The 17950-nt window shown below is 69.9% G+C and carries 16 protein-coding genes; 13 read left to right on the forward strand and 3 right to left on the reverse strand.

Annotation, left to right across the window (positions count from 1 at the left end; translation table 11 throughout):
• Nucleotides 1-7: 7 nt before the first annotated feature.
• Nucleotides 8-274: a DUF2277 domain-containing protein gene (locus tag MPARV_RS0114245; RefSeq protein ID WP_012226346.1), complete on the reverse strand. Its 267-nt coding sequence runs from the start codon at nt 272-274 to the stop codon at nt 8-10.
• Nucleotides 275-323: 49 nt separating this feature from the next.
• Here MPARV_RS0114245 and MPARV_RS0114250 point away from each other — a divergent pair, with 49 nt between their 5' ends.
• Both MPARV_RS0114250 and MPARV_RS0114255 read left to right on the forward strand, forming a co-directional pair.
• A complete protein-coding gene (locus MPARV_RS0114250; protein ID WP_020378759.1) occupies nt 324-692 on the forward strand; it encodes a DUF2237 family protein in 369 nt (122 codons plus the stop codon).
• On the forward strand, nt 689-1297 hold the full coding sequence (locus tag MPARV_RS0114255) for a hypothetical protein (protein WP_012226342.1): 609 nt from the start codon (nt 689-691) through the stop codon (nt 1295-1297). The genes MPARV_RS0114250 and MPARV_RS0114255 overlap by 4 nt, the downstream gene beginning before the upstream one ends.
• Before the next feature lie 22 nt (nt 1298-1319).
• Here MPARV_RS0114255 and hrpB read toward each other — a convergent pair whose 3' ends face one another.
• A complete protein-coding gene (gene hrpB, locus MPARV_RS0114260; protein ID WP_020378760.1) occupies nt 1320-3902 on the reverse strand; it encodes an ATP-dependent helicase HrpB in 2583 nt (860 codons plus the stop codon).
• 105 nt (nt 3903-4007) lie between these two features.
• Between hrpB and MPARV_RS24870 the strand changes: the two genes are divergently transcribed.
• The 3 genes from MPARV_RS24870 to MPARV_RS0114275 all read left to right on the forward strand — a co-directional run bounded on the left by MPARV_RS24870 (nt 4008) and on the right by MPARV_RS0114275 (nt 7580).
• Complete coding sequence (locus tag MPARV_RS24870; protein ID WP_157789648.1) at nt 4008-4646, forward strand: maleylpyruvate isomerase family mycothiol-dependent enzyme; 639 nt, start codon at nt 4008-4010, stop codon at nt 4644-4646.
• 61 nt (nt 4647-4707) lie between these two features.
• The gene (locus tag MPARV_RS0114270; protein WP_020378762.1) at nt 4708-6636 is read left to right on the forward strand and encodes a peptidoglycan recognition protein family protein; all 1929 of its coding nucleotides are present in this window, start codon (nt 4708-4710) and stop codon (nt 6634-6636) included.
• Nucleotides 6633-7580: a mycofactocin-associated electron transfer flavoprotein alpha subunit gene (locus tag MPARV_RS0114275; RefSeq protein ID WP_012226334.1), complete on the forward strand. Its 948-nt coding sequence runs from the start codon at nt 6633-6635 to the stop codon at nt 7578-7580. The genes MPARV_RS0114270 and MPARV_RS0114275 overlap by 4 nt, the downstream gene beginning before the upstream one ends.
• 46 nt (nt 7581-7626) lie before the next feature.
• Here MPARV_RS0114275 and MPARV_RS0114280 read toward each other — a convergent pair whose 3' ends face one another.
• Nucleotides 7627-8889 carry an acyl-CoA dehydrogenase family protein gene (locus MPARV_RS0114280; RefSeq protein WP_012226332.1) on the reverse strand — a complete coding sequence of 421 codons (1263 nt, stop codon included), beginning with the start codon at nt 8887-8889 and terminating at the stop codon, nt 7627-7629.
• A gap of 113 nt (nt 8890-9002) precedes the next feature.
• On the opposite strand from MPARV_RS0114280, the gene MPARV_RS0114285 reads away from it, so the two are divergent.
• The 8 genes from MPARV_RS0114285 (at nt 9003) to MPARV_RS0114320 (ending at nt 17928) form a co-directional block, all read left to right on the forward strand.
• The gene (locus MPARV_RS0114285) at nt 9003-10367 is read left to right on the forward strand and encodes an FAD-dependent oxidoreductase (protein ID WP_020378763.1); all 1365 of its coding nucleotides are present in this window, start codon (nt 9003-9005) and stop codon (nt 10365-10367) included.
• Between the two features lie 61 nt (nt 10368-10428).
• Nucleotides 10429-10737 (forward strand): ferredoxin family protein, encoded by a 309-nt coding sequence (locus MPARV_RS0114290; protein WP_012226328.1) that lies wholly within the window; start codon nt 10429-10431, stop codon nt 10735-10737.
• A complete protein-coding gene (locus MPARV_RS0114295) occupies nt 10734-11717 on the forward strand; it encodes a mycofactocin-associated electron transfer flavoprotein beta subunit (protein WP_081582327.1) in 984 nt (327 codons plus the stop codon). The genes MPARV_RS0114290 and MPARV_RS0114295 overlap by 4 nt, the downstream gene beginning before the upstream one ends.
• A gap of 19 nt (nt 11718-11736) precedes the next feature.
• Nucleotides 11737-12435, forward strand: a complete 699-nt coding sequence (mftE, locus tag MPARV_RS0114300) for a mycofactocin biosynthesis peptidyl-dipeptidase MftE (protein ID WP_020378765.1) — start codon at nt 11737-11739, stop codon at nt 12433-12435.
• A gap of 34 nt (nt 12436-12469) precedes the next feature.
• Nucleotides 12470-13282, forward strand: coding sequence for a mycofactocin-coupled SDR family oxidoreductase (locus tag MPARV_RS0114305; RefSeq protein ID WP_012226322.1), 813 nt, complete (start codon nt 12470-12472; stop codon nt 13280-13282).
• Nucleotides 13279-14916, forward strand: a complete 1638-nt coding sequence (gene mftF / locus MPARV_RS0114310; RefSeq protein ID WP_020378766.1) for a mycofactocin biosynthesis glycosyltransferase MftF — start codon at nt 13279-13281, stop codon at nt 14914-14916. The genes MPARV_RS0114305 and mftF overlap by 4 nt, the downstream gene beginning before the upstream one ends.
• The gene (locus MPARV_RS0114315) at nt 14913-16307 is read left to right on the forward strand and encodes an FAD-binding oxidoreductase (protein ID WP_012226318.1); all 1395 of its coding nucleotides are present in this window, start codon (nt 14913-14915) and stop codon (nt 16305-16307) included. Before mftF ends, MPARV_RS0114315 begins: the two co-directional genes overlap by 4 nt.
• Before the next feature lie 49 nt (nt 16308-16356).
• On the forward strand, nt 16357-17928 hold the full coding sequence (locus MPARV_RS0114320; RefSeq protein ID WP_020378767.1) for an acetolactate synthase large subunit: 1572 nt from the start codon (nt 16357-16359) through the stop codon (nt 17926-17928).
• Nucleotides 17929-17950 lie beyond the last annotated feature (22 nt).

Below are 17950 nucleotides of genomic sequence, written 5' to 3' on the forward strand. Positions count from 1 at the left end.
GATGGGCTCAGGCGTAGCGCTTGGCCGCCCGGGCGCGGGCCGCGGCAGCAAACTCCTCGCGATCCAGGGGTGCGGCCGACGTGGTCAGGGCGCCCAGCAGACGCTCGGTGGTGGCCGTGATCTCTGAGACGGCGATGGCGTAGGCGGCCTCGTTGGCCATGGACGGCTTGGACGACCCGCCGACCTTTCGGACGAACTGCAGCGCAGCGGACTCGATCTCGTCGTGGGTGGCCGGGGGCTCGAAGTTGTGGAGGCGTCGGATGTTTCGGCACATGGGGGCCACGCTACGGGCACGAGGGCCGCCGATGTGCTGCGATGGGGTGATGGCCACCAACGTGCTCGGCACCGACCTGCAGACCTGTTCCACCGATCCGATGACGGGGTTCTACCGCAACGGCTGCTGCGATACGGGAGGTCAGGATCAGGGCGTGCACACGGTGTGCGCGGTGATGACCGCCGAGTTTCTGGAGTTTTCGGCGGCGGCCGGCAACGACCTGTCGACGTCTCGACCGGAGTTTGGTTTCGTCGGGCTGAACCCGGGCGACCGGTGGTGCCTCTGCGCAAGCCGGTGGACCGACGCACTCGAGGCCGACTGCGCGCCGTCGGTGGTGTTGGCCGCCACCCACGCCCGGACCCTTGAGTGGGCCGACCTGGCCGATCTGAAACGTCACGCCGTCGACGAAACGCTGTGAAGCGACGCAACATCGTGGGGGTGGTCCTGGTGATTCTGGTGGTCGTGGTCGTCGGCGCAGGTCTCGCAATCGCCGGGATGGGGCCATGGGCAACGCCGCTGACGCTGGTGGTGGGGGATTCGGTGACCAACCTGTCGCGCGTGGAGATCGAGGCCACCACCGGCGCCAGGGTCGATGCGCAGAACGGCTACACGTGGGCCGAGATGGCGCCCAAGGTTCGAGGCTCGTTGGCCGTGATGAAGTCGGAGCGCGGCGTGCCCGAGCGGGTGGGTGTCCTCCTGGGGTACAACGACGTGCTGACCGACCGGCAGGACCTCGAGGCCACCCGCACGGTGTTGGAGGAGTTCTCCGACGTTCCGTGCGTGGTGGTGCTGACGTTGCCGAAGCTGTGGAACCGGGATGCTGCCGGGTACAACGCCGAGGTGCGGGCGATCGTCGACGATCTCCCCAACACCTCGACCGATGATGGCTGGGCCCGGTTTGTCAACGACAACCTGGACAATGGGGCAGCGCTCTTGGAGGCCGACCTGGTGCATCCGAAGCCCGGGGCCGCCCGCCAGGCGGTGGCCGATTCCTACCAGCAGGCTTTCGATCGGCACTGTTGAGGGCGCCGGCTGAACACAGGGTTCAGCGTCGCCGTGGTTTGGCCGTCGCCGGATGCTCCGGCCAGTCGTGTTTGGGGTAGCGGCCCCGCAGCTCTCGACGCACCTCGCCCCAGGTGCCCGCCCAGAACCCGGCGAGGTCCGATGTGATCTGCACCGGCCGTCCGGCAGGGTTGAGCAGTTCCAGGCGTAACGGAAGTGCTCCATCGAGCAGCGACGGGGTGACGTTGGAGCCGAACATCTCCCCGAGGCGAACCGCCAGCGCGGGCGGGTCGGTCAGGTAGTTCACCGCCAGGTCCCGCCCGGACGGAACCGCAACCGTCTTTGGTGCCAGGCGGGCCAAGTCCATTTGGGTGTCCCAACCCAGGGTGAGCGCCAGGGCGCCGGCGACGTCGACCTTTTGGAGGTCGCGCCGGCCGGTGGCGTTGCCCAGCAGCGGCGCCAGCCACGACTCCAGCGAGTCCTTCAGCGAGGTCTCCGACCAGTCGGGCCATGCCTCGCCTCGATGATGACGCAGGAACGCCACCCGCGCCCGGAGCCCGTCGGCCTGGTCCCAACGGTCCAGGATGGTGCTTGGGCCCACCTCCCGAACCCGTTCGATCAGCGCCTGCACCGTGGCGGGGCCGGCAGATGGGCGCCGTTCGGTGAAGTCGAGTTCCAGGCTGTCGATCGCCCGCTCGACCCGTTCGGTCAGGTCGTCGCGCGTGCGATCCCAGCGCAGGTAGGTGCGACGGATCACCTGGTCGCCCAGCGCATCGACCACCTGATCGACGTCGATGGGGGTGGCCACCCTCACCAGCGCATCCTTGCGTTTGCCGTCGGTGTCGGCGACCACCACGAACTGCGACGAGGCAAGCGGGTCCGTGGCTGCGGTGGACACCCCGGAGCCCGACCGAAGCCGCCATCGGCCACCGGCAAGGCTCCGGGACCGACCCAACCGATCCGGATAGCCGACCAACAACAGTGGCCCCAACGCATCGGTGATGTCGTCGGGCACGTCGCCGGTGGTGGCGCCGCGCAACCCTGCCCGTCGCATCAACTCGTCGGCCCGACGGCGCACGGTGCCGATCGCCCGCCCGTCGGCCAGGGGGTGGTGTCGGCCGCGGTCGGTCACCAGGGCGACCCGGTCGGCCAGCGAGGTGGGCCGTTCGTTGGGACGGCCGCCAAACACATCGCGCTCCTCCAGCAACGACGCGACCACGCAGGCGAGCGCAGCGTTGGGCCCGGCGGCGGCGGCCACCACCATGCGGGCCAGCCGTGGGTGAAGCGGCAGCCGCACCATCGCCTTGCCGGTGTCGGTGATGCGTCCCGCGTGGTCGATGGCGCCGAGCAGGCCGAGCAGGGTGCGGGCCTCCTCCCAGGTGCGCTGCGGGGGCTGGTCCAGCAGTGCAAGCGAGGAGGGATCGGAGGCACCCCATGCGGCCAGCTCGAGGGCCAGACCCGCCAGCTCCACCTGGGTGATCTCCGGCTGGATGTGACGGGGACGAGTGTTGTGTTCCGACTTGGACCACAGCCGGTAGGCCAGGCCCGGCTGAACCCGTCCGGCCCGCCCCGCCCGCTGCTCGGCCGAGGCGCGCGATGCCGACACGGTGGTCAGCCGGGTCATGCCCACCCCTGCGTCGAAGCGGGGCACCCGCGCCAGGCCCGAGTCGACCACGGCGGTGACCCCCTCCACGGTCAGCGACGTCTCGGCCAGGTCGGTGGACAGCACCACCTTTCGGCGGCCCACCGGCGCGGGCGCAACCGCCGAGTCCTGCTCGTCTGCGGGCAGCGAGCCGTGCAGCAGGTGGACGTCGATGGCGGCTGCGCCGAGCGCACCGCTGCGGCCGAGTGCCTGGGCGGTGCGCTTGATTTCGCCCATGCCGGGCAGAAACACCAACACATCGCCCGACGACTCGCCCAGCGCGGTCTCGATGGCCGCCGTGGTGACCGCCTCCAACCGGTCTCGTTTCTGGCGAGGTCGCCAGCGCACCGTCACCGGATGGGTCCGTCCCGGCGCCGAGATCACGGGCGCAGCAGCGGTCACGGCGTCAGCGCCTGGATCGCCGGCGCCTGGAGCGCTTGCGCCCAGCAGCGACGCCACGTCGCCCACGTTGAGGGTGGCCGACATCACCATGACGCGAAGGTCGGGGCGCAGCAGCGAGCGTGCCTCCAGGGTGAGCGCCAGGCCCAGGTCAGCCGGCAGGGAACGCTCGTGAAACTCGTCGAAGATCACCAGCGCGGTGCCTTCCAGACCGGGATCGGCCTGCACCCGTCTGGTCAGGATGCCCTCGGTGACCACCTCGATGCGGGTGGCCCGGCTCACCTTGGCGTCGTCGCGCGTGCGGTACCCGACGATGTTGCCCACCCGGTCGCCCAACAGGCTCGCCATGCGCGCCGCGGCCGCCCGTGCGGCCAACCGGCGAGGCTCCAACATGACGATGCGTCCGTCGCCCAGCCACGGCTCGTCCAACAGCCGCAGCGGCACCACCGTGGTCTTGCCGGCGCCGGGCTCGGCCTCCAGCACGGCGACGCCCGGGTCGACCAGCGCCCGACGAACCTCGCCGATCACCCCCTCGATCGGCAGCCCGGTGGGGTCCGCTCGGGGTGGTGGCGAGGCGGTGGGCATCGGCCCAGTGTGGTGCCTGCTGTCGCCCCGGGGAAGTTTGGGGTCGGGGGTGCCATCGTGGTGGTGGGCCGACCCGGCTGGTGGCTGCTGGTACGTTCGGCCGTCGTGGAAGGTGACGTCGTGGACATCGACACGATTTGGGCGTGGACAGCCGAAGAACGGCGGCGCGCTTCGAGTGACATGCGGATCATCGCAGAGGAGGCATGGAATCTGCCCAGCCTGTGCGACGGGTGGCGCTGTCGGGACGTGCTGGGCCACCTGGTGTGGCTCGCCGAATCGACCACGCCGAGGGCGCTCCGTGACCTGACACTGGCGTGTCGCCCCCCGAATCTGGCGATCAGGCACATCGGCAGGCGCCTGGGTGATGGCGATGTCGATCGGCTGCTCGACCGACTGGATGCCGCGGCCGCCGGCAGGTTTCATCTTCCCGGCGTCGGGCCGCAGGCCGCGTTGGCCGAGGTGCTCATCCACCGCGCGGACATCGTCCGGGCGACCGAGGGGCTGGTCCGCAGCAGCGATGAGCGCACGCGGCTGGCGATCGAGACCTGCCTGGAGCACTGGTGGTTCTACAGGATGCCCCGTCGGGTGCGCTCGGCCCACCTGATTGCAGATGATGCTGGCTTTGAGGTGGGTCCGGCTGACGGGCCGGAGGTGCGAGGGCCCGGCTGGGCGCTGCTTTTGGCCCTGGCCGGTCGGCAGCGGGCGCTGCCTGAACTGCACGGTGCGGTCGAGGTGCTGAGGTAGTTCCCCATGGTGGGTGGTGCCGGTGCTTCGGCACGCGACGGGCTCGGTAGGGTTGCCCCCAATGGCCGGTCCCCCAGGAGTCACCCCGAGCCATGGCGGAGACGATGTGCCCCATGGCGATCAGCGGGCGGCGCGGCGCGCCCCGGCACTCCCAGCAACCACCAGCCGACGGAGCCTGCTTGCGGCAGCGATGCTGTCGCCGGCGGTGATCGCCGCCGCTCGTCCCGGCAGTGCCCCGCGCCAGGACGACACGACGGCGCCCAAACCCGCCGACGCCACAGCGGCACCCGACGGTGCTGCTGGGCCGGGCACGACCGCTGCCGCATCCGACGCAAGCGCTTCGCGGGCCGGTCGGCCCGCCATCCGCCCTCGCAAAGACTGGGGCTCGGCTGCGCCGCCCAGCGGCACGCTGCGCGCCATCGACAACCAACTGTTGGTGGTCCACCACACCGAGGCCCCCGGCAAGGCCTACGAGCCGTCTGCGGTGCCCGGGCTGATCGAAGGCATCTACGCGTTTCACACGTCCGACGAGTTGGGTTGGCCCGACATTGGGTTCAACTTCATCGTCGATGAGTTCGGCACCATCTGGGAGGGCCGGCAGGGCAGCATCGATACCGCCATCGCGTGTGAGATCGAGGGCGGCGACGTCGGCCACAGCCAGCACTGCGCCTTTCTGGGCGATTTCAACGTGTCGGCGCCGACCCCGTTGGCCATCGAGGCCATGGTGTCGTTGCTGGCATGGTTGGCCAACCGCGATCGCGTCCCGACCGGTGTGGGAGACACCACCAGTTTCATCTCGGAGGGCAACGACAAGTTCCCCGCCGGGCAGAAGGTGACCGTGCCCACCATCGCGGGCCACCGGGCCATAGCGGACGTGGGCTGCCCCGGGGATGCCACGCAGACCGAGGTGGTGCCACAGCTGCAGGGGCTGGTCAGCGGTGAGCGGTTGCGGATCGACCCCGACGGTGATGGTGGCGGAACAACACCGGCCACCCCGACGGGTGACACGTCCTTGCCGGCGGCGGAGGACGACGCCACCACCACATCGGTCTTCGAGACCACACCGGTGACCCGGCGCACGGTGGGCTTCGAGGCCTCGCCCCTGCCCGAGGCGCAGGTCAACGACCAGGTCGAGGGCAATGAGTGGGCGCCGGCGGCGATCACCGGCGGCCTGGCAGCTGCGGCGGTGGGCGCCGGGGCGGTCTACGCGGCGCATCGACACCGGACCAACCGGCCGGCTCAACTGCCGGACCGCACCACGGCCGGTGATGCCCTTGGCGTCGGAGAGAGCGCTCGCCGTGCGGCGGACGCCCGAACCGTGGACGACGCCCGAGCGCTCGTCGTGCGGCCTGATGGCATCGATGGCGGCTCGGCCGGGTGGATGCCTGCGGGGTCGGCCGCATCGGTGGGGTGGGTGATCTCTGCGGGGTGGAGCGATGATGCGCACGACAACGCGCTTCGGGAGTTGCGTGGGTTGGTCAAGGACCTGGAGATCGATCCGTCAACCCCGGAGGGGCGGGCCTTCGGCGATGCGGTCACCGCATCGCTGTCGGCCCTGGTGTCGGGCACGGCCGGCTCGGCGGCCCACGCCGCTGGGGAGGGCCCCGGGGCGGTGGTGTTCCTGCACAGCCGCAGGGCAACGTCGGTGGTCCGGCTGGGCAGCGGAGGGTTTGTGCTGCCCGGGGAAGGCGAGCAACCCGAGTGGGTGCCGGTTCGGGCCCGACTGCCGCTGCCTGCCGGGACGGGCGCAGGCGCCCCGGCGGAGGTCACCACGCTTGCTCGCCAGTGGCACCACCCCGAGCGCATGCCCGTGGCGGTGGCGTGGTTGGGATCGGCCGACGATGATGTGGTGATCGATGCATTGACCAGGGCTCACGACGGCACAATGGGCGAGGCCCCCAGCGGGGACGCGCTGGTTGACGACACCGTCAAGGTTCGGCAGGCGCTGTTGCGCGCAGGCGTGGACGATCTGGGCCTGGTGGTGCTGTGACCGACGCTGCCGCTGGCACGGTTGCGGTCCTCGCGGTACGTGGTGGCGAGTTGCCGACGGGAGCGCTCGAGTGCGTCGCCGAGGCGAACGGGGCCGCCGTCGTGGTGGGCGATGGCCTGGACGAGGCGATTGCGGCGTTGGGCGCCTTGGCGGCAGAGGTGTGGGCGTTGGAGTGGCCGGGGCGATGGTCGCCGCATGCGATCGCAGCGGCTGTGGCCGACCTGCTGAGCTCCACCGAGGTCGTGCTGACCCCCGCCACCCCCGACGGCCGTGACCTGGCCCCGCACCTGGCGTTGGTGCTTGGCCGTGCGCTTTACGCCGGTGCGATCTCGGTTGGGTCGCACCGGGTGGTGCAGCACGGGCACGGCGGCCGGTCGCAGCTGACCTCCTCGCCACCTGGACCGTTTGTGGCCACGATGACCCCTGGCGTGCGGGCCATCCCCGCAACCACGGGTGCCGACACCATCCGCCACGACCTGCCCGGACCCGTCGTCGGGTCGCCCGCTGAGGGTCCGGAGCCGCCCGAGTTGGTGGCGATTCACCCGCCCGACGCGTCCACCATGGATCTGTCCGAGGCGAAGAGCATCCTGGGTGGCGGCGCCGGGCTGGGCGGCGCCACCGAGTTTGGGCTGCTCGCCAAGGTGGCCGGGTTGCTCGGAGCATCGGTGGGTGCCACCCGGGTGGTCACCGACCAGGGCACGTTGGGTCACGAACGTCAGATTGGGACCACCGGCGTGGTGGTCAACCCCGATCGATATCTGGCGCTGGGCATTTCCGGTGCCGTGCAGCACACCGCCGGGTTGGGTGGCCCCGACCTGATCGTGTCGGTCAACACCGATGCGCACGCGCCCATGATGGCCATGGCCGACCTGGCGCTCACCGCCGATGCGCCGGCCACGCTGCGCGCCCTGGCCCGGCTGCTCGGTATCGACGTTCCCGGGTAGAGCTGGTTTCAGCCCCCGGGGGTTGCTTCCGGCGAAGGCGGAGCCATCAGTTCTTGAGCAGGTCCTTAAAGGCGCTCGTGGTGTCGATGCCCAGCTCTTTGGGCAGGCCCAGAACCCGCTCGGCGACGATGTTGCGCAAGGTCTCATCGCTGCCGCCCGCGATGCGCATGCCGGGGGTGCCGCACACGAACGTTGACCAGGCGTAGGTGCCCCACTCGCCCGAGTCGGCGATGAGGCGGGGCCCGAGCAACGAGGCCACCAGCTCGGCGGTGGCGGTGAGGTTGGCGGTCAGGGCCAGCTTGCCGATCGACATCTCCGGCCCGGGCACGCCCCCTGCCCGCACCTTGGCCATCGCCCGCTGGGACGTCATCCTGGCCACCTGGAAGCCCGTGTACACCTTGGCCAACTCGTTTCGCAGCACCCGGTCATCCGCCAGGTCGAAGTGTCGCATCATCTCGATCAGCCGGGTGGATGAGCCCGTGCCGCCGCCCCCGCCCCCGCCGATGGAGGCTCGCTCGTTCATCAGCGTGGTGAGCGCCACGGTCCAACCCTGGTTGACATCGCCCAGGCGATGGTCGTCGGGCACCCTCACGTTCTCGAAGAACACCTCGTTGAACGCGGTGCCGCCGGTCATCTGGCGCAGCGGCCGCACCTCGACGCCCGGTGCGTGCATGTCGACCACAAATCCGGTGAGGCCCCGGTGCTTGGGCAGATTGGGATCGGTGCGGCAGATCACCTCGCCCACGTCGGCGTAGTGGGCGCCCGACGTCCAGACCTTCTGCCCGTTGAGCAGCCATTCGTCGCCATCCCGCTCGGCCCGCATCTGAAGCCCGGCAAGGTCGGATCCGGCGGCGGGCTCGCTGAACAGCTGGCAGCCCACCAGGTCGCCCCGGTACATGCCGGGAAGCACCCTTGCCTTCACCGGCTCGGTGGCGTGAGCCAGGATCGTCGGTGCAACCATGCCGAAGCCGATGCCGAAGAACGACATGTTGGGGATCCGGTATTTGCTTTCCAGAGTCCGGTAGACGGCCTCGTGGGAGCGGGACAGGCCACGGCCGCCCAGCTCGGGCGGCCCGGTGATCCACGACAGGTTGGCATCGTTGCGGGTGGCCAGCCAGGCCTTGCCCTCGGCCAACTGCCGGGCCTCGGTCTCGGGGTCGAGTTCCTCAAACAGCGCGACGTCATCGTCGCCGTCACCCCACACGAACTCGGTGGCCGTGGGCCTTGGTGAGGAGTTGGCCTCGAGGAAGTCGGTGACCTCGGCGGTGAACTCTTCGACCGTCGGTGCCTCCGGGTTGCTCTGGTGCATCTCGTCCCCTCACGCTGACCTAATCACTTGACCAGGCGGTCAAGTGTCAGCGGCAAAGCTAGCGCAGCGCTGCGGAATCCGATCCGTGGCGTTGCAGCGGTACTCTGCAGGCCGTGCCGACGATCGATCCCAACCCCTCCCCAGAGGCTGCGGCCGCGCCCGGCGCGGCGAATCGGATCGATGCCGTGGTGGTCGGCGCGGGCCCGGCGGGCTCTGCAGCGGCGCTGCAGTTGGCGCGGGCCGGCCGGTCGGTGGTGCTCCTGGAGCGGGGCCTGTTTCCCGGTTCGAAGAACATGTACGGCGGGGTGATCTACGGCCGCATTCTCGATGACCTGGTGCCCAACTGGACCGAGGAGATGCCGATCCAGCGATGGGTGACCCGCCGCCAGACCATGATGCTCACCGACTCCCAGGCGATGACGGTGGACTTCCGGACCGAGGCGTGGGGCAGGCCCCCCTACAACGGGGCCACGGCGTTTCGGGGTGACTTCGACGCCTGGCTCGCCGGCCATGCGGTGGACGCGGGGGCCCGGCTGGTGTGCTCCACCACCGCCACCGGGTTGATCTTCGACGAATCCGGTCCGTCCAGGCGGGTGGTTGGCGTCCGGACGGACCGTCCCGACGGCGACCTGTACGCGGATGTGGTCATCGCAGCCGACGGGGTCAACTCGTTCCTGGCCAAAGAGGCCGGGATGTACCCGCACACCGACCCGGCCAACTTCACGGTTGGCATCAAAGAGGTGGTGGCGCTGCCGCGAACGGTGATCGAGGATCGTTTCGGGGTGCGGGGGCGGGAGGGCGTCGACATCGAGATCATCGGCGCCACCGGTGACGTGCCAGGCGGCGGGTTCGTCTACACCAACCTCGACTCGGTGGCGATCGGGCTCGTGTTGTCGCTGCCCGCCCTGGCGGCGGGTGGCAAACGCCCGGAGGAACTGCTGGCGCAGTTGAAGGCCCATCCTGCCATCGCCCCGCTGATCGACGGCGGGGACGTCAAGGAGTTCTCCGCTCACGTCATCCCCGAAGCGGGCTACGACATGATGCCCGACCTGGTCACCGACGGCATGGTGGTCTGCGGTGACGCCGCGGCCATGTGCCTGGCGGCCGGCATCTGGCTGGAGGGCGTCAACTTTGCGATCGGGGCCGGAGCCGCCGCGGGCCGGGCCGCAGCGGTGGCGTTGGATGCCGGCGACACGAGCGCCGATGGTTTGGGGAGCTACGTCGACCGCCTGGAGCGGAGCTTTGTGATGACCGACCACCGACGCCTGCGCCAGGCGCCGCATCTGGTGATGAGCGACCGTATGCAGCAGTCCTACCCGCAGTTGGTGTGTAACACGGTTGAGCGTCTGTTCCGGGTGGACAACCCAACGCCGAAGCTGCCGATGCACGAGATCGTTCTGGACGAGGTGCGCCGTAGCGGCCTGCGCGCCTTCGACCTGGCACGCGACGGCCTGGCTGCCCTGCGAACCTTTGGATGATGGGCGACTGTTGGATGACCGGTGACCTGGGATGCCGGGGGTCTGGATGAGTGGAGCAGCGATGACCAGCGCAGCGATCGTCAGCCGCGAGATCAACTTCGAAACCCTCATGGGCCACACCGAGTTTCGTGTTGATCCAGATCGGGCCCACATCACCGTGGACTCCGACATCTGTCGCGACTGCTCGGTTCGGGGCTGTCTGATCGCCTGCCCGGCACAACTGTTTGTGCTCACCTCGGAGGGCGGCATCTTGTTCAACTACGAGCAGTGCTTTGAGTGCGGCACCTGCTACATGGTGTGCAACGAGGAGGGGGCCATCACCTGGACCTATCCCGAGGGGGGCCACGGCGTGGTGTTCCACCGAGCATGAGTGCAACGACAACATCGGCCGCCCCGGGCGTCGTGGTGGCCGCCCTGAAATGGGCCGACCTGTTTGTGGACGTCGACCCGCTGACGGGCGAGGCGAGTGCCGACCGAAGGGCTCGTGGCCTCTCGGCCGCAGACGAGGCCGCGCTCGAGTTGGCGCTGACCCTGGGTGAGGCGCTGGGCCGTCGGGTGGTGGCGATCACCGTCGGCGGCCCCGACGCAGCCGCAGGCCTTCGTGGGGCCCTCGCTGTTGGCGCCGACCGGGCGGTGCTGGCAACGCCTGCCAATGGCGCCGAGGCGCACTCGCTCGGCGTGGCCCGAGCCCTGGCATGGGCGCTTGATGCCGCCTCCTTGCTCGATCCGGTGGTGGTGTGCGGCGACTACTCGGCCGACCGGGGCAGCGGGTCGGTACCCGCCGCCCTGGCGGCGTTGGCCGGGCTGCCTCAGGCGTTGGGCCTGGTGCAGGTGGACGTTGCCGTCAACGGGGGCGGTGACCCGGCCATCAGCGTGCAACGCCGGTTGGACGGCGCCCGGCGTGAGGAGTTGCTGGTGCGCCCTCCGGCGGTCTTGTCGGTGGAGGGAGCGGTGGCGCGGTTGCGTCGGGCCCCCCTCAGCGGAACGTTGGCGGGTGGCGCGGCTGCCGTTGAAACGCTGACCGTGCCCGCCGACGTGTTTGCAGCGGTGCCCCCACGTGGCATGGGCGAGGTCGGCCCGGCAGTTCCCAGGACCAAGGTGATGCCCTCACCGGTGGGCGACGCGGCGCTGGCCCGCTTGGAACAACTCACCGACACCCAGTCGGTGGCCGCGCCCGCCCAGGCGTTGGTCGTGTCGCCGGAGGAGGCGGCCCGGCACCTGCTGGAGGCGTGGGCGGCCAGCGGGGGAACCGTGCCCGAGGGCGTAGTCGGCGACGGTGTGGTTGCCGACGGCGTGGTGGGCGGGGCGACGTCCGAGAACACCGCGAGCGATGGGCCCGAAGGTCGTTAGCGGGACCGCCCTCGGCGGGATGATCTCGACCGACGTCCCGGACGATGCGGTGTTGCTGGTTCCCGTTGGATCCACCGAGCAACACGGGCCGCACCTGCCGCTCGACACCGACACCCGCATCGCCGCCGCAATCGCGCACGCGGTGGCCCTCGATCCGCCCAAACCCTTGCGACGCGGACAGGCGCTGGTGGCGCCTGCGTTGCCGGTCGGCTCGTCGGGCGAACACGCCGGGTTTCCCGGCACGTTGTCCATCGGCTCGGCCGCCCTCGAGCTGGTGCTCCTCGAGCTGGTTCGCTCGGCCACCTCGCCGGGAGGGGGCCCGTTCAGGGCCGTGCTGATCATCAACGGTCATGGCGGCAATGCCGGCCCGGTGGTGTCTGCGCTGCGCACCCTGGAGGGCGAGGGTCGCCACGTGTCGGCCTGGGCGCCCCACGTTGAAGGCGGTGACGCTCATGCCGGTTTCACCGAGACTTCGTTGGGCCTGCACCTGTTCGGCGATCTCGTCCGAACCGAGGCCTCAGAGCCGGGAGCGTTGCGGCCCGTCGCCGAGTTGATGGCTCAGCTGCGCACCGGCGGCGTGGCCGCCGTTGCCCCCAACGGGGTGCTCGGCGACCCCACCAGAGCCAATGCTCAAGAAGGCGCCGCCCTGTTCGCCCACCTGGTCCTCTCAGCACATGGCGCGCTCGCCGCCCTGGTCAAGGCTGCATGGAGGAGTTGAGGGTGAGGCAATCCATCGTGGCAATCTGAGGTCGATGGAGAATCCCAAATCACCCGATGACAACCCCCGCGTTGCCCTGATCACCGGGGCCGCCCGCGGGATCGGCGCAGCAGTGGCTCGCCGCCTGGCCTCCGACGGTTGGTCGTTGGTGCTCACCGATCTCGTCGGCCATGAGAAGGTGCTGACCTACGCCCTGCCCACCCTGGCCGACCTCGAGGCCGTGGCGGCCGATTGCGGTCCGGACACGATGGTCTACGTGGCCGACGTGCGTGAACAGGGTCAGATGGACGCTGCGACCGCGCTGGCCGTCGGCCGGTTTGGGGGCCTCGATGCCGCCATTGGGGCGGCGGGCGTGATCTGGGGTGGCGAGCCGCTGTGGCGCACGCCGGATGCGGCCTGGAGAACGATGATCGACGTCAACCTGGGTGGCATCTGGAAGCTCGCACACGCCGCGATTCCGGCCCTCCTACAGCGACCACAGCCCCGCAGCGGACGGTTTGTGGCGCTGGCATCGGCGGCAAGCGTCCGGGGTATGCCGCAACTCGCCGCCTACAGCGCATCAAAGGCCGGTGTCGCCGGTCTGGTGCGCTCGTTGGCCGCCGAGCTGGGACCCGACAACATCACGGCCAACGCCGTGGGCCCGGGCTCCACCCGGACCGCCATGTTGGAGGCGTCCGCGGGCGTGTACGGCCTGCGACGAGTTGAAGACTTCGGTCGTCAACAACCGATCGGCCGGCTGCTGGAGCCCGAGGAGGTGGCCGACGCGGTCGCCTGGCTGTGCTCGCCCGGCTCCTCAGGGGTCACAGGGGCGCTCCTACCGGTGGACGGCGGCATGACGGCGGCGTGACCGCGCCCCGCGCTTGCCACGCCGCCTGGGTCTTGGCTCCCGGGGTTCGTCGCGTCGAGGACGGCCGTGTGCTTATCGGCGGTTCGCCCACCACGCTGACGCGGTTGAGTGCGACGGGCTCCCAGGTGCTCGACGCCGCACTCGGTGGCGGGGAAGTGTCCTCGGCTGAAGAGCCTGCGACCGTGAAGCTGCTCGCTCGACTGGAGCGCAGCGGCTTGTTGATCGCCACGCCTCCGCCGCCGTCCGCCGCTGCCGTCCGTGGTCTCCTCGATCAGCTCACCGTCGTCGTGCCGGTGCACAACGATGCCACTGGGCTGAACGTGCTGCTGGCGTCGTTTCTGGAAGCCGAACGCGAGCTGGGGATGGTCGGCCCTCAAGGGAGACTGTCGACGCGCTGCGTCCTGGTCGACGATGGCTCCGACGCACCCGGCGACGTCTCCGTGGTGGCGCGGCGCTTTGGGGCGGAGGTGATCCGCCGTCGACGCAGCGGCGGGCCGGGGGCGGCCCGCACGACCGGCCTTGAGGTGGTGGGTACGCCGCTGGTGGCTTTTCTCGATGCCGACGTGTCGGTGACGCCGGGCTGGTTGGCCGGCGTTGCGGGCCACTTTTCCGAGCGGTCGGGCGCCGCCGTCCCGGCCATCGTCGCCCCCCGGGTGTCGGTTTGGCCAGGGGGGGCGCCCGGGACTGTGTCGAATGGCGTGATCGAGGTCTACGAGCGGCACCACTCACCCCTGGACCTCGGGACCATCGGTGGTGCCATCGCGCCGGGTGCCCGGCTGGCATATGCGCCGTCGGCGGCCTGGGTGGCCCGGGCGGGGGCGATCCGCGTCGTCGGAGGGTTCGACCCCGACCTTCGCTACGGCGAGGACGTCGATCTGATCTGGAGGCTGGTGGAAGCGGGCCTCACCGCCAGGTACGAGCCCCGCAGCGTGGTGTACCACCGGACCAGACCGACGGCGCGGGCGTGGGCCGAGCAGCGCGTTCGCTATGGCACCTCGGCCGCACCGTTGGCGGTGCGCCACCCCGGTTCGCTCGCGCCGGTTGCCGTGTCGCCGTGGTCGCTGATCGCGTGGTTGGCGGTGGGCCTTGGTCACCCCGGCGTCGGCGTTGCGTTGGGCGCCGGGTCCACCGCCGCGCTGGCCCGACGCCTGAAGGTGGCCAACCCGGGGAGCGAGGCGCTCAGGCTGGCCGGCCGGGGCAACCTGTTGGCCGGCCCGCAGCTGGCACGCGGCTTGATCCGTCCGTGGTGGCCAATCACCCTTGCGCTGGCATTGCGAAGCCCACGGTGGCGAAGGTTGGCCTTCGGCGCAGTCGCGGCCACGGTCGGACGTGCATTGATGCAGGGTCGGCACCGCTCCCCGGTCGCTGGCAATGGCGATGTGGCCCGCTCCGATCGGCCACAGCGACCCCAGAGGGTGCGGCGAGCACGTTCCGTCGGTTTCGTCGCGTCTCTGGCGGTTGCTGACGACGTCGCCTACTCGGCCGGTGTCTGGTGGGGCGTTGCACTGGAGCTGCGCCATCGTCCTCGCACCGCGCATCTCGCCGTTGGGGCGTTGTTACCGCGGGTCGGCGGCACCGGTGACGGAGCGCTCGAACGACTACGGTCGGCACGCAAACGAGGGGAGACGCGGTGAACGAAACCAAACAGGACGGTGCCGGCGACGTGGTCGAGGCGCTCTGTGCCGTCGTGCCATCGGAGCGCGTCACAGCGGCCGCCGATATCGGAGAGGATCTGCTCCACGACGAGGCCATCGGCATCTTTGGGGTGCGCCCGCTCGCCATGGTGGCGCCGCAGTCATCCGCCGAGGTGGCGGCCGTGCTCGCCTGGGCCAATGGCACCGGAACCCCGGTCACGGTTCGAGGCGCCGGTACCGGGCTGTCCGGCGGGGCGGTCCCGGAGGCCGAGGGCATTTTGCTGAGCACCGACGCCATGGCCGACATCATCGAGATCGATACCGACAACTCCATGGCCGTCGTGGGCCCCGGCGTGCGGCTCGACCAGCTCGACGAAGCGCTCGCTCCGCTTGGGCTCGTCTATCCGGTGTTTCCCGGCGAGTACTCCTCCAGCCTCGGCGGCAACGTGGCCACCAATGCCGGCGGTATGCGGGCGGTGAAGTACGGGGTCACCCGACATCACGTGCTCGGTGTCGAGGCGGTGCTGGCCTCGGGCGAGGTCATCACCACCGGCGGCAAGTTTGTGAAGGCCACCACCGGCTACGACCTGACCCAACTGATTCTGGGTTCGGAGGGCACCCTGGCGGTGGTCACCCAGGCCACGTTGAAGCTCAGCCCAAGGTTGCCGCACGCGGCCACGGTGCTGGCCCCGTTCGCCGGCATGGAGGAGGTGACCGAGGCGGTGCCCAAGGTGGTGGCTTCGGGCGCCGACCCGATGATCCTCGAGTACATCGACATGATCACGCTGGCTGCCATGGGCACCACGCTCGGCCTCGACCTGGGCATCCCCCAGGAGGTCAAGGACACGGCGCTTGCGTACCTGGTGGTCGTGCTGGAGTCGGCCCACGAGGACCGGTTGGAAGCCGACACCCAGGGGGTGGCCGAACAGCTGGCCGAACTGGGCGCGATCGACGTGTACGTGTTGCCGCCCAAGGCGGCCACCGAGCTGATCGACGCCCGTGAGAAGGCGTTCTGGGTGGCCAAGGCCAACAACGCCAACGAGATCATCGATGTTGTCGTGCCCCGATCGGCCATGCCCGAGTTCATGAACCGCATCAGCGAGTTGGCCTCCGAAACCGCCTCCTGGATCGCGGGTTGCGGGCACGCCGGCGACGGCAACGTTCACATGTCGGTGTTTCAGGGCGATCCCGAGGTGCTCGCGGACGTGATGAAACGCCTGTACGCCATCGGCATGGAGCTCGGCGGGGCCATTTCGGGCGAGCATGGCCTGGGTACCGCCAAGCGGGGCTACTTCCTCGAACTGGAGGACCCGGCCAAGATCGAGCTGATGCGCCGGATCAAAGTTGCGTTCGATCCCAACGACATTCTGAATCCCGGCAAGGTGCTGTAACCGGCAGATTCCCGGAGTCCTGAGTCCTGTGAACAGAGAGGTTTTCTAGATGAGCGATCCAACCCCCAATGGCGCACAATCCCTGATCCGCACGCTGGTCGACTCCGGCGTCGAGGTGTGCTTCGCCAACCCCGGCACGTCCGAGATGCACTTCGTGGCCGCACTCGACGAGGTGCCGGGCATGCGGGCGGTGCTCGGGCTTTTCGAGGGTGTCGTCACCGGCGCCGCCGATGGTTACGCCCGCATCGCCGGTAAGCCCGCCTGCACCCTGTTGCACCTGGGCCCCGGCCTTGGCAACGGCTTCGCCAACCTGCACAACGCCCGGCGGGCTCACACCCCGATCGTCAACATCGTTGGTGACCACGCCACATATCACAAGCGTTTTGATGCGCCGCTCGAGAGCGACATCGACGCTGTCGCCGGCGCGGTATCCACCTGGGTGCACCGGTCGATGACCCCGGAGTCGGCGCCTACGGACGGCGCCCGGGCGGTGGCCGAGGCCATGCGCTCCCCCGGAGGGGTGGCCACGCTGATCCTGCCGGCCGACGTCTGCTGGCTGGAGTCCACACCACCGGCCGCCCCGGTGATGCCACAACCGCCCGCGATCGTGCCCCAGGAGGTGGTCGACGCCGCCGCCCGTGCGCTGCGCAGCGATGGCTCGTCGGTGCTGTTTCTGGGTGGCCGCACGCTGGACGAGCGGGGCCAGCGCGCAGCGCTGCGCATCGCAGCGGCCACCGGCGCCAAGGTGTTTGGTGAGGTGTTCCCGCGCGTGCAACGTCGTGGTGCCGGCGTGCCGGTGGTCGAACGGCTCACCTATCTCGCCGAGTTCGCTCAGATGCAGTTGGGCGATGCCACCTCGATGGTGCTGGTCGACGTGCCTGAGCCCGCCTCGTTCTTCGCCTATCCGGGCAAACCCAGTTCGCTGGTGCCCGAAGGGTGTGCCGTGTCCACGCTGGCCACCGGTACCGACGATGCGGTCGCTGCGCTCGAGGCCCTGGCCGACGCGCTTGGCGCCCCGGACGACGTACCGGTCGCCGAGGCAGGTCGGCCCGAGCGCCCCACCGGCGAGCTCACGATCGAGTCGGTGGCATCTGCGATCGGCGCGTTGTTGCCCGAGAACGCCATCGTGATCGACGAGGCACAAACCTCCGGGATCTTCAATCAGGGGGCCACCGCAGGAGCGCCTCCTCACGATTGGCTGACGCTCACCGGTGGCGCCATCGGTATTGGCGTGCCCCTGGCGCTCGGTGCCTCGATCGCTGCGCCGGATCGGCCGGTGCTCAATCTTCAGGCGGATGGTTCGGCGATGTACACCCTGCAGGGGTGGTGGAGCCAGGCCCGCGAGGGCACCAACGTCACCACGGTGATTTACAACAACTCGTCGTATGCCATTCTGCGTATGGAGTTGGCACGGGTCGGCGCGGACGAGCCGGGTCCTCAGGCGTTGGGAATGCTCGATCTGGCCAGGCCGGACCTCGACTTTGTTCAGTTGGCCCAGGGCATGGGGGTGGCGGCGGAGCGGGCGCAGACCGCCGAGGAGTTCACCGAGGCGCTCGAACGGGCGCTTGCCAACGATGGTCCCAACCTGATCGAGGCGATCGTGCCGCCGCTCGGCCTGTAGCCACCTTCGGTTCGGCGGGGTC

This window comes from Candidatus Microthrix parvicella Bio17-1, from assembly GCF_000299415.1.
GTDB classification, from domain to species: domain Bacteria; phylum Actinomycetota; class Acidimicrobiia; order Acidimicrobiales; family Microtrichaceae; genus Microthrix; species Microthrix parvicella.

Excerpts from the sequence above, each read along its gene's own strand:
- MPARV_RS0114270 (WP_020378762.1), top strand. The coding sequence starts at position 4,708 with ATGGCCGGTCCCCCAGGAGTCACCCCGAGCCATGGCGGAGACGATGTG.
- MPARV_RS0114280 (WP_012226332.1), bottom strand. The coding sequence starts at position 8,889 with ATGCACCAGAGCAACCCGGAGGCACCGACGGTCGAAGAGTTCACCGCC.
- MPARV_RS0114290 (WP_012226328.1), top strand. The coding sequence starts at position 10,429 with ATGACCAGCGCAGCGATCGTCAGCCGCGAGATCAACTTCGAAACCCTC.
- hrpB (WP_020378760.1), bottom strand. The coding sequence starts at position 3,902 with ATGCCCACCGCCTCGCCACCACCCCGAGCGGACCCCACCGGGCTGCCG.
- MPARV_RS0114305 (WP_012226322.1), top strand. The coding sequence starts at position 12,470 with ATGGAGAATCCCAAATCACCCGATGACAACCCCCGCGTTGCCCTGATC.
- mftE (WP_020378765.1), top strand. The coding sequence starts at position 11,737 with ATGATCTCGACCGACGTCCCGGACGATGCGGTGTTGCTGGTTCCCGTT.
- MPARV_RS0114245 (WP_012226346.1), bottom strand. The coding sequence starts at position 274 with ATGTGCCGAAACATCCGACGCCTCCACAACTTCGAGCCCCCGGCCACC.
- MPARV_RS0114320 (WP_020378767.1), top strand. The coding sequence starts at position 16,357 with ATGAGCGATCCAACCCCCAATGGCGCACAATCCCTGATCCGCACGCTG.
- MPARV_RS0114295 (WP_081582327.1), top strand. The coding sequence starts at position 10,734 with ATGAGTGCAACGACAACATCGGCCGCCCCGGGCGTCGTGGTGGCCGCC.
- MPARV_RS0114250 (WP_020378759.1), top strand. The coding sequence starts at position 324 with ATGGCCACCAACGTGCTCGGCACCGACCTGCAGACCTGTTCCACCGAT.